The sequence below is a fragment of the Nocardia sp. NPDC019395 genome (assembly GCF_040632335.1).
Classification (GTDB): Bacteria; Actinomycetota; Actinomycetes; order Mycobacteriales; family Mycobacteriaceae; genus Nocardia.
This window is the reverse complement of the sequence record NZ_JBEYBT010000016.1, coordinates 117,429-131,342: the sequence shown is the minus strand read 5'-3', so window position 1 is coordinate 131,342 and position 13,914 is coordinate 117,429. Positions and strand designations below refer to the sequence as shown.

The window sequence follows — 13,914 nt, the reverse complement described above, 5'->3', positions numbered from 1 at the left end:
CAGCGACTGAGCGCCGGGAGTGAAGAACGAGACCAAGGGGGCCCCGAACCCGCGACGCCGCAGGCGGCGCCAAAAAACACAGAACCTTCACGAACGGCTCACTTCAACCTTCGCCGCCGGCCACGCGACACAACTCCCGCACCCGAGCACAGGTCGGTCAAATAGCCGTCCGAGACCGCTCAGTTCAGTTCGGACGCAGATGAGTGATATCGCCCGCCGAAACCGCTTCCTCGCCGATCAGGAGCCGCCCGGCGGAGTCGATATCGCGGGCGATCCCGGTGAGAAGCCCCCCACCCGGCAATTCCGCGCGCACCGGGGCGCCGAGTGTCGCGCACCGTTCCCGGTAGGCGGTCGCGAGGTCGGTCGTGTCCCAGCCCGAGTCGCGCCAGGCGGTGTAGCGGTACGCGAATTCTTTCAGAATTTCGAGTACCAGGGCTGTGCGGTCGGGGTCCGTGACGTCGCAGAGCGTGAGTGAGGTCGCGTGTGGGACCGGTAGTTCGTCGGCCGTCAGGCTCACGTTCATCCCCACCCCCATGACGACGGCGGGCCGCGGGTCCCCGGCGGCGACTTCGGCGAGGATGCCCGCGATCTTGCGGCCCTCGATCAGGACGTCATTGGGCCATTTCAGGGCCGCGGGCACCCCCGTCGTCGAGCGCAGCGCGTCGACTACCGCCGTTCCGGTGAGCAGGGGCAGCCAGCCCAGCATTTCAGGGTCGACCCCATCCGTCCGGACCAGCAGCGATAAGGAGATCTGCGCCCGCGGCGGACTCGTCCAGGATCGCGCGAGACGACCTCTGCCCTGCTCCTGGGCTTCGGCCAGGAGTACGACACGGTCGAGTTCCGGATCGGCGGCGCGGGCCAGCAGATCCGCGTTGGTGGAGCCGGTCGATTCGACCACATCTATTCCGGTGAAGAACGCCAGTTCCGGGGTTTCGGTGAGCGCTCGCCGCAAACGTTCGGTATCCAACGGGGGCCTGTCCACCTGGGGCACGGTACTGCGTCGGATCATCGGCCGGCGCGCGTGGGTCCGGGGGGCCTTCGGTTTTCGGGTTGTGCGGGGCCAAGGGGCACTGTCTCGGTGCTGAGGCGAGTGGGGCCGGGTAGACCGCCTGGTTTCTGGGGTGAGCGGCCGGATACACCGTCTCGCTCCCGGGGCGAGTGGGAACAGGTGCACCGCCCGCGGTTGGGCTGTGATTTGGCGTGGTGGACCGCGAAGGTGGGGAGCAAGACCGTTCGTGAAGGTTCTGTGTTTTTGGCGCCGCCTCCGGCGGCGCGGGGTTCGGGGCCCCCTTGGTCTCGTTCTTCACTCCCGGCGCTCAGTCGCTGCGCTCCTTCGCTCTGGTCGCTCCAGAACGAGACGGGCCCCGAACCACCAAGGCGGACCGGCCGCATGCGGGAAACGGGGTGAGGGGTTGGATGCGGACAGCCGGCAGGCGAATCAAACGCGCCAGGGCGGCGGGGAGGTCAGCGATGGCGCTGGGTTCAGCGAGGTTCGCGGAGGTTGCGGCCCATTCCGAATCAACGCGCTCCAGGGGGCGACGGTGGGTTGGCGGGCGGCTACGGCGGTCGGGCTGCGCTTTCGGCGCGGCCTGGGCGGATTGTCGACCCGCAGTCCGGGGCGGACCCGGACTGCGGGGGGCGGACTCGGGAAAGGCCCGAGGAATGGTCATCCGGCGAGGTCGAAGCCCATGGCGGATGTCGAGTACCGGATTGCGTCGTATTCGGGTTCTCCGGTCTCGGTTTCCTCGTTTTCGGAAACCGGCTCGGTGATCGTCGGTTCCGGTTCGGTCACCCGGGTGAACGCGACGGCTTCCGGGAATTGTCCGGTACGGGTTGTCCAGTGCCACATAGCAAACCACCTCCCCTTTCGGCCCCAAATGCGGCCTGCTGCAAGGGTATTGCGTGTGGTGGTCCCCGCGAAAGCGAATTAATTGCCGCTTCCGCGCCGCGGCGGGCGGTCGCCCGGGCGTCGCGCCTGACTACGCGGCGATTCGTGGTACACATAACGGCCGGCGGCGACCAACCCACCTGGGGTTTTCACCACCAGGGTTTACTCACGAGTAGCGAGATCTGGGTTAACAGGGCGATGCGGCTCTGGTTACACTCCGATTCATGACGAGTGTCCAGCAGCAGCCCACGCCGGATTCGGCAGGTGCTCCCGATATCCACACCACCGCCGGCAAACTGGCTGACCTGCGGAATCGGCTGGAAGAAGCCAAACACCCGATGGGTGAGGCCGCGGTCGACAAGGTGCATGCCAAGGGCAAGATGACCGCCCGGGAACGTATCCTCGCCCTGCTCGACGAGGGTTCCTTCGTCGAACTCGACGCTCTGGCCCGGCACCGCAGCGTCAACTTCGGCCTCGACAAGCAGCGCCCCCTCGGTGACGGCGTGGTGACCGGTCACGGCACCATCGACGGGCGCGAGGTGTGCATCTTCAGCCAGGACTCCACCGTTTTCGGTGGCAGCCTCGGCGAGGTGTACGGCGAGAAGATCGTCAAGGTCATGGACCTGGCGCTCAAAACCGGCCGCCCGCTGATCGGTATCAACGACGGGGCCGGCGCCCGCATCCAGGAGGGTGTCGTCTCGCTCGGTCTCTACGGCGAGATCTTCCACCGCAATATCCAGGCCTCCGGCGTGATCCCGCAGATCTCGCTGATCATGGGTGCCGCCGCGGGCGGTCACGTGTACTCCCCCGCGCTCACCGATTTCGTGGTGATGGTCGACCAGACCAGCCAGATGTTCATCACCGGCCCGGACGTGATCAAGACGGTCACCGGTGAAGAGGTCACCATGGAGGAACTGGGCGGCGCCCACACTCATATGGCGAAGTCGGGAACGGCGCACTATGTCGCCTCCGGCGAGCAGGACGCCCTCGACTACGTCAAGGATCTGCTGTCCTACCTGCCGAGTAACAACCGCGCCGAAGCGCCGCGCTTCCCGGCCTCGGACCCTATTGCCGGCGCGATCGAGGAATCCCTCACCGAGGAGGATCTCGAACTCGACACCTTGATCCCGGATTCCCCGAACCAGCCCTATGACATGCACGAGGTCATCCGCCGGCTGCTCGACGACGACGAATTCCTCGAGGTGCAGGCCGAGCGGGCCATGAATGTGATCGTGGGCTTCGGCCGCGTCGACGGCCGCAGTGTCGGGATCGTGGCCAACCAGCCGACTCAGTTCGCCGGCTGCCTCGATATCGACGCTTCGGAGAAGGCCGCGCGCTTCGTGCGCACCTGCGACGCCTTCAACGTCCCGATCATCACCCTCGTCGATGTGCCCGGCTTCCTGCCCGGTACCGACCAGGAGTTCAACGGCATCATCCGGCGCGGCGCCAAGCTGCTCTACGCCTACGGCGAGGCCACTGTGGGCAAAATCACGATCATCACCCGTAAGGCCTACGGCGGCGCTTACGACGTGATGGGGTCCAAGCATATGGGCGCGGATGTGAACCTCGCCTGGCCCACCGCCCAGATCGCGGTGATGGGCGCTTCCGGCGCGGTCGGATTCGTGTACCGCAAACGGCTCGCCGAGGCCGCCAAAGAGGGCGCTGACGTGGACAAACTGCGCCTGGAGCTGCAGAACGAGTACGAGGACACGTTGGTGAATCCGTACGTCGCGGCCGAGCGGGGCTATGTGGACGCCGTGATCCCGCCGTCGCATACCCGCGGCCAGATCGTCTCCGCGCTGCGTCTGCTCGAACGCAAGATGGTGACCCTTCCGCCGAAGAAACACGGCAACATCCCGCTGTGATCCAGCGATACCCTCAGTAGGCCGCACACTGGTCTCGGGTATGCGATCGGTGGAAGGCGATCGGGTCCGAACTACGCGCGCCCGATCAATGTAAGAGAGAGGATCTGGCACTGTGACGATTGTGGCAGAAGAAGAAGTATTGGCCGCAGCCGAACTGGACCTCGCTACCGGGGATCTGGCGGTCGATACCGCGAGCGGAACCGACGCGAGCCCTGCCGCCGAGACGACCGGGGGCCAGCAGCCTTTCCTCGTGATCGAGAAGGGCGCACCCAGCGACGCCGAGATCGCCGCATTGGTCTGCGTGTTCACCGCTGCCGCCGGTGCGGCCTCGGCATCTGTCGATACCGGACCGCTGGACCTGTGGGGCCGGCCGACCCTGCTGCATCGCGGTACTTCCCCGTTCTCCCCGTACTCCTACCCGCAGCTGTCGAATCTGCGTTTCTGACACCGAACCAGGAGAGCCCCCCACGTGACCCGGCTGGTCCTCGCATCCGCGTCCCCGGCCCGCCGGTCGGTACTGCGCGCTGCCGGTATCGAACCCCTCGTCCGGATCTCGGATGTGGACGAGGACGCCGTGGCGGCCGCGCTGCCCGCCGATACCGGTCCGCATCAGATCGTGGTGGAACTGGCCCGCGCCAAAGCGCGCACGGTGGCGGCGGCACTCGCCGGCGAGAAGCCCGGACCGGATGACGATCTGGTCGTCGTCGGGTGCGATTCGATGCTGCTCATCGACGGTGTATTGCAGGGCAAACCGCATACGCCGGAGGTGGCCCAGGAACGCTGGCAGGCCATGGCCGGGCATTATGCCGATCTGGTGACCGGGCACTGTGTGCTGCGGCTGCGGGCCGGTACCGTCACCGCCGAAGCCGTCGACTGCAGCGCGACCACCGTGCACTTCGGTAAGCCCGACCCGGCCGAACTGGACGCCTATATCGCAACCGGTGAACCACTGCGGGTGGCGGGCGCGTTCACCTTGGACGGCCTGGGCGGCTGGTTCGTCGACCGGATCGACGGTGATCCGTCCAGTGTGGTCGGTATCGGGCTACCGCTGCTGCGCCGACTGCTCCAGGAAGTGGGCGTCGGTATCGCGCAATTGTGGGCCACCGGTCGCCCCTGACGCCGGTGGTGTACGGAATCCCCGCCCACCCTGCTGCCGCGCGGTGGGTGTGAGCGGACCCGTCGATGCCGGCAGCGGCCCACGATCCAGCGCCGCCGACGCCGGAGGAAGCTGACTCGCCGTCGGCACCGTCTGGCCCGATACCCGGGATATCCGTGCCGCTCGACCTGCCGCCGCATCGATCGGGCCCGGCGCGGGCGCCACTCGGGCCGGTGCGACCGGCGGCTGTTCCGAGCCGGCTTCGGGATCGCGCGGATCGGCCCGCCGCAACCGCACCTCACACATCTCGTCGGCCACGAACGGGACGAGTTCGGCCTCGACCTTGCCCGGTGCGCCGGCCCCCTCCAGCAGTTCGGCCAGCAGACCGCGGTGCACACCGCACACCACCTCGGTGTGCGTGCGCGCCAGATCGCGGAGCGGACAGGCGGTGAGCCGGACCACCGCGGTCTCCTCGGTATCGCGGCCCGAGGTTTCGCGACTGTCGCGTTCCGGCGCGAAACCCAGTTCCGACATCAGCGAAACGGTGCGCTCCTTCGCGTCCCGGACCGTTTCGACGGGTTCGGCGGGCGTCTCGAGTTTGCCGCCCCACGCCCGGCCCGCGGCCATCCCGGCCGCGGCTTGCTGTGCGGGGTCGGGTCCGAGCTGATCGGCGAGTACCTGGGCCAGGTCCTGATAACCGACGCTGCGCTGGACCGCGCGGTATCCGATCCGCGGCCGGCCGCGACCCCGTGGCGGCTGCTGGAACTGCCGGACCAGCGACTCGCGGGTCAGAATATCGAGGTGGAAGCGGACCGTGGTGACATGCTGACCGGTGATCTGCGCCAGTTGCTGGGCGTCGAGCGGTTCGCTCGCGCTGCGTAGGATCGCGAGCAGGCGTCGCCGCGGCCAAGAATCAGACATAGCTCACCGCTCCTTCGGGGAGACTTTATCGGAGCTGTATGCGACTAATCCGCCCATTGCACCGACTTTGTGCTCTGCAACAAGTTCACGTCAAGTGACACTTACTATCCACTGTGCGGCTCGAACCTGTCGTCAGCACTGCCCGCCTCCTGTGAAGGACCTCGAACGTGCCCGTCGCCCCGGACCCATATATCGCCTTCGGCTCGTATGCTTGCCCACACCGTTTGGTAACCACGGAATGGTTGTCGGCAAACCTCGGAACCCCCGGTCTGAAGATCATCGAATGTAATGCCGACGTCCTCCTCTACGGCATAGGCCATGTTCCGGGTGCCGGCAAGCTCGATTGGCGTAGCGACCTCGACGACCCCGTCACCCGTGACTATATCGACGGTGAGCGATTCACCGAACTCATGTGCTCCCGGGGCATCGAACCCAGCGATACGATCGTGCTGTACGGCAATGACGGTAACTCGCACGCCGCGCACGCGGCGTGGGTTTTCACCATGTTCGGTCACGCGGACGTCCGTCTGCTCGACGGCGGCCGCGATGCCTGGATCGCCGAGGCCCGCGATACGGTCTTCGACACCCCCGAACCGGGCCGGAGCCGGTATCCCCGGGCGCACCGCGACGACGCCACGGACCGGGTGTTCCGCGAAGAAGTACTCGCGCAGCTCGGCGCCCCCCTCGTCGATGTCCGTTCACCTCACGAGTACGCCGGTTTCTCGGGTGAAGCCGGTACCGAAGCGGTGTTGCGCGGCGGACATATCCCGACCGCGGTCAATATCCCCTGGACCAGCGCTCTCGGCCCCGACGGCCGCTTCCGGAGCCGCGCCGCACTGGACTCGGTGTACGGCGATCTGGCCGGCCCGGACCCGCTGATCGTCTACAGCGGCGTCGGCGAACGATCCAGCCACACCTGGTTCGTCCTCAAATACCTGCTCGGCCACGATTCCGTCCGCAACTACGACGGCTCCTGGACCGAATGGGGCAACTCGGTCCGCATGCCCATCGCCACCGGCACGCAGTGATTTCTCATACGCGCCGGCGGCACTGTGATGTGCCACCTACTGCCGAGTAGGGCTATCCGGTTTCCGGCTTTGTTGGCAGACTGCCTACACTCGCCCGAGACACACATGTCGACCACGGGCGCGGAGCCCGCGTAGCGGATCCGAACCCACGGAAGCGGAGCCCACGAAGCGATCCGATCCGGACAACGGACCGGCGGACCCCGTTCCGCGGGAGCGGAGCCGAGGCGCGGCCCATCCCGCACACTGAACACAGAGATTGCAACAGGAGGCTCAGTGCCCAGCCATGCCAGCGCGCGGATCACGAAGGTACTCGTAGCTAACCGAGGCGAGATCGCCGTGCGCGTTATCCGGGCGGCCAAGGACGCCGGTCTCGGCAGTGTCGCGGTTTACGCAGAACCCGATGCCGACGCGCCCTTCGTCAAGCTCGCCGACGAAGCATTCGCCCTCGGTGGGCAGACCTCGGCCGAGTCGTATCTGGTCTTCGACAAGATCCTCGATGCCGCGGCCAAGTCCGGCGCGGACGCCATCCACCCCGGCTACGGCTTCCTCTCCGAGAACGCCGACTTCGCCCAGGCCGTGCTCGACGCCGGGCTGATCTGGATCGGCCCCTCCCCGCAGTCCATCCGCGACCTCGGCGACAAGGTCACCGCCCGCCATATCGCCGAGCGCGCGAACGCGCCGATGGCGGCGGGCACCAAGGATCCGGTCAAGGACGCGACCGAGGTCGTGGAGTTCGCGAAGAAGTACGGCGTACCGGTCGCGATCAAGGCCGCGTTCGGTGGTGGCGGTCGCGGTATGAAGGTCGCGCACACCATCGAGGAGATCCCCGAACTGTTCGAATCGGCCACCCGTGAAGCCGTGGCCGCCTTCGGGCGCGGGGAATGCTTCGTCGAGCAGTACCTGGACAAGGCCCGCCACGTCGAGGCCCAGGTGATCGCCGACAAGCACGGCAACGTGATCGTCGCCGGCACCCGCGACTGCTCGCTGCAACGGCGCTTCCAGAAGCTCGTGGAGGAGGCCCCGGCCCCGTTCCTCACCGACGAGGTACGCGCCGAGATCCACGCCTCCGCCAAGCGGATCTGCAAGGAGGCCGGCTACTACGGCGCCGGCACCGTGGAGTACCTGGTGCAGGGCGATACCGTCTCGTTCCTCGAGGTCAACACCCGCCTGCAGGTCGAACATCCCGTCACCGAGGAGACCTCCGGGCTCGACCTGGTGCGCCAGCAGTTCCGGATCGCCAACGGCGAGAAACTGGAGCTCACCGAGGATCCCACCCCTCGCGGGCATTCCTTCGAGTTCCGGATCAACGGCGAAGACGCCGGCCGCGGCTTCCTGCCCGCGCCCGGCCCTGTCACCGCGTATTCCGAGCCGACCGGCCCGGGTGTCCGGGTCGATTCCGGTGTGGTCGCGGGCAGCGTGATCGGCGGCCAGTTCGACTCGATGCTGGCCAAACTGATCGTCACCGGCGAGAACCGCACCCAGGCACTCGAGCGGGCGCGGCGCGCGCTGGCCGAGTTCCACGTGGAGGGCCTGGCCACGGTGATCCCGTTCCACCGGGCGATCGTCGAGGACCCCGCGTTCGTCGGCAACGGTGAATCGTTCGACGTCTACACCAAGTGGATCGAGACCGAGTGGAAGAACACCGTCGAACCGTTCACCGGTGGCGCCCCCGCCGATGAGGAGAACGAACCGCGCCAGAAGGTCGTCGTCGAGGTCGGCGGCCGCCGGGTCGAGGTCTCGCTGCCGGGTCAGTTCTCGGTCGGTTCGGGTGCGCCCGCCGCCGGTGCGGTCCGCAAGAAGCCGAAGCCGCGCACGCGCGGCGGTGCGGGCGGCGGCGCCGCCTCCGGTGACGCGGTCACCGCGCCGATGCAGGGCACTGTCGTCAAGGTCGCCGTCGAGGAGGGTCAGTCGGTCGAGGCCGGCGATCTGATCGTGGTGCTCGAGGCCATGAAGATGGAGAACCCGGTCAACGCGCACAAAGCCGGTGTCGTCACCGGTCTGAATGTGGCGGCCGGCGCCGCGATCACCCAGGGCACGGTGCTCGCCGAGATCAAGTAGTTCGCGAGCGGTACGCACGACGCGGCCACTCGGAACAGGCGTGCGACAGTACGCCGACAACTGGGCCAACACCGGATGCACAGTGGCGCGGAGCGGGTGAGCGATCGATGATCGCCGCCCGCTCCGGCGTATGGTGGCCTGGTGAGCGCAGTACAACCAACGGTCGCGGAGGTGATCCGCGACCGTTTCGCATCCGGCAGCCGATCCGACAGCCGTCGGCTGGTCCTCGTGATCGAAGGCGGCGGTAGCCGCGGGGTGTACTCGAGCGGGATGGTGCACGCGCTGGAGGAGCTCGGGCTGGCGCAGGTATTCGATGCCGTATACGGCACGTCGGCGGGCGCGATCAACGCGGCCTGGCTGCTCTGCGGCCGGGCCGGGCGCGGTCTGCAGGCGTGGACGGATGCCGCGATCATGCGCCGGGCGATCGATCCGGCCCGGATGCTGCGCGGACGGCCCGCCTTCGATCTGAACTATCTCGTGCACAAGGTCTACGACGGCCTGCACCCGATGGATTTCCCGGCCATCCTCGCCAACGAGACCACCTTCCATCCCATCGCCACCGATATCCGCACCGGTCTGCCGGTGGATCTGCACCCCCATATCGTGGACAAGGCGACACTGCAGACGGCCCTGCGCGCCTCGTCCGGGCTGCCGCTGCTGGCCGGTCCCCCGGTGGCACTGGCCGGCGGCCGGTACTTCGACGGCGGGCTCGCGGAGACGGTCCCGGTGCGGACGGCGCTGGCGGCGGGCGCGACCCACGCGCTGATCCTGCGCACCCGGCGCGCCGACGAACGCCGCCCGCCCGCACCGCGGCTGCACGACCTCGTCGGCGGCACCTATATGCGGCTCCGCGCGCCCGGCGCCTACCGGGCGTGGAAGGAGCGCCCCTGCCAGCAGGCGCGGGAGGACGGGGTCATCGCCGGGATGGGCGCCGCGGCGCTCCAGATCCATCCGCCCGCCGGTTCCCCGGATATCAGCAGTGTCGAAACCGACCCCGGCATCCTCACCCGCGGGATGGATATCGGCCGCCGCGCGGTCGCCGATATCTTCGCGGGCCTGCGCCCCGTAATCGGTGGATCGGCGGCCTCTGTTCCGGCCACGAATTGAGCTCGGCGGATCAGTCGAAACGGATCCCCTGCGCCAGGGGCAGGTCGCTGGAGTAGTTGATCGTATTGGTCGCCCGGCGCATATACGCCTTCCACGCGTCCGACCCGGATTCGCGACCACCGCCGGTGTGCTTCTCACCGCCGAACGCGCCGCCGATCTCCGCGCCGGACGTGCCGATATTGACATTGGCGATACCGCAGTCCGACCCGTCGGCGGCGAGGAAACGTTCGGCCTCGCGCTGATCGGTTGTGAAGATCGCCGACGACAGCCCCTGCGGCACACCGTTGTGCAGGGCCAGGGCGGTATCGAAATCGTCATAGGTGAGCGCGTACAGAATCGGCGCGAAGGTTTCCTCGCGCACGATCTCGGTCTGGGCCGGCATCCGGACGATCGCCGGGGTCGCATAACGCGCCGCGGGACCGGCCCCCTCGACCGTGACCTCCTCGCCGCCGCACAGGACTTGCCCGCCGTCGCGCCGGGCCCGGTCCAGCGCGTCGTTCATCCGGTCCCAGGCCTCGGGGCCGTGCAGCGGCCCCACCTGCACGCCGTCCTCCAGCGGATTCCCGACCCGCAACTGCCGATACGCGCGCACCAGCCGGTCCATCAGTTCGTCCGCGATCCGCGAATGCACGATGATCCGGCGCAGCGACGTGCAGCGCTGCCCCGCCGTACCGACCGCGGCGAAGACGATGGCCCGCACAGCCAGGTCCAGATCGGCAGAGGGGGTGACAACGGCCCCGTTGTTGCCGCCCAATTCCAGGAGGCAGCGCCCGAAGCGGGCGGCCACCCGCGGACCGACCTGCCGGCCCATCGCCACCGAACCGGTGGCGCTGACGAGGGCCACCCGCTCATCGTCGGCCAAACGGGCCCCGGCCGCACCGGCCCCCAGCACGAGTTGGTGGACGCGCTGATCGGCCCCGGCGGCACGCGCCGCCCGGCGCAACAGGGTATGACAGGCCAGGGCGGTCAGCGGGGTCCGATCCGACGGTTTCCAGACCACGGTGTCCCCGCAGACCAGAGCGACCGCGGTATTCCACGACCACACCGCGACCGGGAAATTGAACGCCGAGATCACGCCGGTCACACCCAGCGGATGCCAGGTCTCCATGAGCCGGTGCCCCGGCCGCTCCGAGGCCATCGTTTTCCCGTAGAGCTGGCGCGACAGACCCACCGCGAACTCGCAGATATCGATCATCTCCTGCACCTCGCCGCGTGCCTCGGCGGGGATCTTGCCCACCTCCAGGGTGACGAGTTCGGCGAGTTCGTCCTGGTGGCGCCGCAAGAGAATGCCGAGTTCCCGGATCACCGCGGCCCGCTGCGGCGCCGGGACAGTACGCCAGGAAACGAACGCGCCGGCGGCTTCGGCGATCGCGGTATCGATCTCGGCGGGAGTGTCCGGGCGCAGGCCGATGAGAACCTCACCGGTGATCGGACTGCGCACTTCCATATCGCCGGTCGGCGGATCAGCGATATCCAGGGCGTGCAGCAGGGCGGCGACCCGGTGTGAGAGTCGGACGGTTCGGGTCTCGCGGTCGGTCTCGGTCATCGCGAACTCCTCGGGTTCGGCCGGACGAAATACGCTGTGCGAATACCACGGCCGGATAATGAACGCTCACAACTGTGCTCCGGCGGTGTGTCCGCTACGTTAGCCTTCGCTGATGGCGGAAACACCGGCAAAACCGACCCTGGATGAGATCGATCGCCTGCTGATCCGGGAACTGATGGCCGACGGTCGGGCGACACTGTCCAATCTTGCCGAGAAGGCGAGCCTTTCGGTCTCGGCGGTGCAGTCGCGGGTACGCAGACTCGAGGCCCGCGGTGTGATCCGTGGATATACGGCCGATGTCGATCCGGAGGCGCTGGGCCAGTTGCTGTCGGCATTTGTCGCGATCACTCCTCTCGATCCGTCCCAGCCCGATGACGCGCCCGCCGTACTGCAGCAGGTGCCCGGTATCGAGGCCTGCCATTCGGTGGCGGGCGACGAGAGCTACATACTGCTGGTCCGGGTGGCCTCCCCGCGGCATCTGGAGCAACTGCTCCAGCAGATCCGGGCGATGGCCAACGTCCGCACCCGGAGCACCATCATCCTGCAGACATTCTATGAAAAGTAGGCGATAACGTAACAAATCCTTCTCGGTATGGTTCCACCAAGAAAATTTACTGACCGTTAGGTTCCGGCTCCCGTACCGTCGGCTATGTGACCATCGAACTGGAACGATCCGGTACCGGCGGTGACACCGCCGCGGACCGCATCTCCGCGAACCGCGTTCACGAGACGCTGTCGGCGAGCATGCTCGCCGACGGATTCGATCTGGTACTCGACCTGCCCGCCTCCTACGGCCGTCACCTGGTGGACGCGCGCGACGGCACCGACTACCTCGATATGTTCGGCTTCTTCGCGTCCAGCACGCTCGGGATGAACCATCCGGCGCTCGCCGGGGACGCGGCCTTCCGGAACGAATTGACCACGGCCGCAGTCAACAAGCCGAGCAATTCCGATATCTACACCGTGGAGATGGCCCGGTTCGTGGACACCTTCGTCCGCGTACTGGGCGACCCACGGCTACCCCACCTCTTCTTCATCGACGGCGGCGCGCTCGCGGTGGAGAACGCGCTCAAGGCCGCGTTCGACTGGAAGAGCCGGCACAACGAACTACACGGCCGCACAACACGATCCGGCCACGAGACCGAGGTACTGCATCTGACAGGCGCCTTCCACGGCCGCACCGGGTACACCCTGTCGCTCACCAATACCGACCCCGTGAAAACCGAACGCTTCCCCGCGTTCGACTGGCCCCGCATCGAAACACCGTGGCTCGGTGGGCACGACGATATCGGCCGGGCCGAGCAGCGGGCGCTCGAGCAGGCGAACCGGGCCTTCACGGAACGACCCAACGGCATCGCGTGCTTCATCGCCGAACCGATCCAGGGCGAAGGCGGCGACCGGCATATGCGACCGGAGTTCCTCCAGGCGATGCAGCGGCTCTGCCACGACCACGACGCCCTGTTCGTCGTCGACGAGGTACAAACCGGTGTCGGGATGACCGGAAGCACCTGGGCCTACCAGCAATTCGGACTCGAACCGGATCTCGTGGCGTTCGGCAAGAAAACACAGGTCTGCGGAATCATGGCCGGCGGCCGGTTGGACGAGATACACGACAATGTCTTCGCCGTCTCGTCCCGGCTCAATTCCACCTGGGGCGGCAACCTCACCGATATGGTCCGCGCCCGCCGCATCCTCGAGATCGTCGAACGAGACGGACTGGTCGAACGGGCCGCGACAATGGGCGAACACCTCCAGACCCTGCTCCGCGAGCTCGCCGATCGGCAACCAGCGGTCACCGCGCCCCGCGGCCGCGGTCTCATGTGCGCGATCACTCTGCCCGACACCGACTTCCGAGACGCTGTCCTCACCGCCCTGCGTGAACAGGAGCGCGTCCTGATGATCGGCACCGGCCCCAGCGGTATCCGCTTCCGCCCGCCGCTGACCGTCGAACCCGACGAACTGGATGCGGCAGTAACAGCACTCGACCGGGTGCTCACCGACCGCCGATAACCGAACAAGGCAGTTCACGGCCCGCCTGCTCGTGAAGGTTCTGTGTTTTTTGGCGCCGCCTGCGGCGTCGCGGGTTCGGGGCCCCCTTGGTCTCGTTCTTCACTCCCGGCGCTCAGTCGCTGCGCTCCTTCGCTCTGGTCGCTCCAGAACGAGACGGGCCCCGAACCACCAACGCCGACCGACCGCATGCGGGAAACGGGGGTGCGGTCGGATACGGGCAGACTGGCGGTAGATGATCAAACGCGCCTGGCGGCGACGGGTGGGGCCAGCAGATCCAGAACGAGACCGGGCCCGAACCACCGAGGCGGACTCGCAGCATGCGGGGAACGGGGTGGGGGCCCGCTTCAACAACCTTTCCCCCAACCTCACACCGATCCCCAGCCGCCCAGGCGCTT

Annotated in this window: 12 protein-coding genes; 8 read left to right on the top strand and 4 right to left on the bottom strand. The window is 67.5% G+C overall.

Annotated features, from left to right (window positions below; all coding sequences use genetic code 11):
- Positions 1–184: 184 nt before the first annotated feature.
- Both ABZ827_RS26070 and ABZ827_RS26065 read right to left on the bottom strand, forming a co-directional pair.
- Entirely contained in the window at positions 185–1,009 is an 825-nt protein-coding gene (locus ABZ827_RS26070; protein WP_357241784.1) for a biotin--[acetyl-CoA-carboxylase] ligase, read from the bottom strand.
- Between the two features lie 657 nt (positions 1,010–1,666).
- Positions 1,667–1,849: a hypothetical protein gene (locus tag ABZ827_RS26065; RefSeq protein ID WP_357241781.1), complete on the bottom strand. Its 183-nt coding sequence runs from the start codon at positions 1,847–1,849 to the stop codon at positions 1,667–1,669.
- Between the two features lie 263 nt (positions 1,850–2,112).
- Here ABZ827_RS26065 and ABZ827_RS26060 point away from each other — a divergent pair, with 263 nt between their 5' ends.
- The 3 genes from ABZ827_RS26060 (at position 2,113) to ABZ827_RS26050 (ending at position 4,870) form a co-directional block, all read left to right on the top strand.
- Entirely contained in the window at positions 2,113–3,753 is a 1,641-nt protein-coding gene (locus ABZ827_RS26060) for an acyl-CoA carboxylase subunit beta (protein ID WP_357241778.1), read from the top strand.
- Between the two features lie 112 nt (positions 3,754–3,865).
- Positions 3,866–4,198 carry an acyl-CoA carboxylase subunit epsilon gene (locus ABZ827_RS26055; protein ID WP_357241775.1) on the top strand — a complete coding sequence of 111 codons (333 nt, stop codon included), beginning with the start codon at positions 3,866–3,868 and terminating at the stop codon, positions 4,196–4,198.
- A gap of 24 nt (positions 4,199–4,222) precedes the next feature.
- Positions 4,223–4,870, top strand: coding sequence for a nucleoside triphosphate pyrophosphatase (locus ABZ827_RS26050; RefSeq protein WP_357241773.1), 648 nt, complete (start codon positions 4,223–4,225; stop codon positions 4,868–4,870).
- Here ABZ827_RS26050 and ABZ827_RS26045 read toward each other — a convergent pair.
- The gene (locus tag ABZ827_RS26045) at positions 4,796–5,770 is read right to left on the bottom strand and encodes a transcriptional regulator (RefSeq protein ID WP_357241771.1); all 975 of its coding nucleotides are present in this window, start codon (positions 5,768–5,770) and stop codon (positions 4,796–4,798) included. The two genes, ABZ827_RS26050 and ABZ827_RS26045, sit on opposite strands and share 75 nt — an antisense overlap.
- A 167-nt stretch (positions 5,771–5,937) precedes the next feature.
- On the opposite strand from ABZ827_RS26045, the gene ABZ827_RS26040 reads away from it, so the two are divergent.
- The 3 genes from ABZ827_RS26040 (at position 5,938) to ABZ827_RS26030 (ending at position 9,963) form a co-directional block, all read left to right on the top strand.
- Positions 5,938–6,798 carry a sulfurtransferase gene (locus ABZ827_RS26040; RefSeq protein ID WP_357241768.1) on the top strand — a complete coding sequence of 287 codons (861 nt, stop codon included), beginning with the start codon at positions 5,938–5,940 and terminating at the stop codon, positions 6,796–6,798.
- A gap of 273 nt (positions 6,799–7,071) precedes the next feature.
- Entirely contained in the window at positions 7,072–8,856 is a 1,785-nt protein-coding gene (locus ABZ827_RS26035; RefSeq protein ID WP_357241765.1) for an acetyl/propionyl/methylcrotonyl-CoA carboxylase subunit alpha, read from the top strand.
- A 141-nt stretch (positions 8,857–8,997) separates the two neighbouring features.
- Positions 8,998–9,963, top strand: a complete 966-nt coding sequence (locus ABZ827_RS26030; protein ID WP_357241762.1) for a patatin family protein — start codon at positions 8,998–9,000, stop codon at positions 9,961–9,963.
- A 10-nt stretch (positions 9,964–9,973) separates the two neighbouring features.
- Here ABZ827_RS26030 and ABZ827_RS26025 read toward each other — a convergent pair whose 3' ends face one another.
- Complete coding sequence (locus tag ABZ827_RS26025) at positions 9,974–11,509, bottom strand: aldehyde dehydrogenase family protein (RefSeq protein ID WP_357241759.1); 1,536 nt, start codon at positions 11,507–11,509, stop codon at positions 9,974–9,976.
- Between the two features lie 112 nt (positions 11,510–11,621).
- Here ABZ827_RS26025 and ABZ827_RS26020 point away from each other — a divergent pair, with 112 nt between their 5' ends.
- Positions 11,622–12,074 (top strand): Lrp/AsnC family transcriptional regulator, encoded by a 453-nt coding sequence (locus tag ABZ827_RS26020; RefSeq protein WP_357241756.1) that lies wholly within the window; start codon positions 11,622–11,624, stop codon positions 12,072–12,074.
- Between the two features lie 86 nt (positions 12,075–12,160).
- Entirely contained in the window at positions 12,161–13,519 is a 1,359-nt protein-coding gene (lat, locus tag ABZ827_RS26015; protein ID WP_357241753.1) for an L-lysine 6-transaminase, read from the top strand.
- The last annotated feature ends 395 nt before the right edge of the window (positions 13,520–13,914 follow it).

Bases quoted from the DNA above. Each gene is read 5' to 3' on its own strand.
- ABZ827_RS26070 (WP_357241784.1), bottom strand. From the start codon at position 1,009: ATGATCCGACGCAGTACCGTGCCCCAGGTGGACAGGCCCCCGTTGGAT.
- ABZ827_RS26065 (WP_357241781.1), bottom strand. From the start codon at position 1,849: ATGTGGCACTGGACAACCCGTACCGGACAATTCCCGGAAGCCGTCGCG.
- ABZ827_RS26060 (WP_357241778.1), top strand. From the start codon at position 2,113: ATGACGAGTGTCCAGCAGCAGCCCACGCCGGATTCGGCAGGTGCTCCC.
- ABZ827_RS26045 (WP_357241771.1), bottom strand. From the start codon at position 5,770: ATGTCTGATTCTTGGCCGCGGCGACGCCTGCTCGCGATCCTACGCAGC.
- ABZ827_RS26025 (WP_357241759.1), bottom strand. From the start codon at position 11,509: ATGACCGAGACCGACCGCGAGACCCGAACCGTCCGACTCTCACACCGG.
- ABZ827_RS26020 (WP_357241756.1), top strand. From the start codon at position 11,622: ATGGCGGAAACACCGGCAAAACCGACCCTGGATGAGATCGATCGCCTG.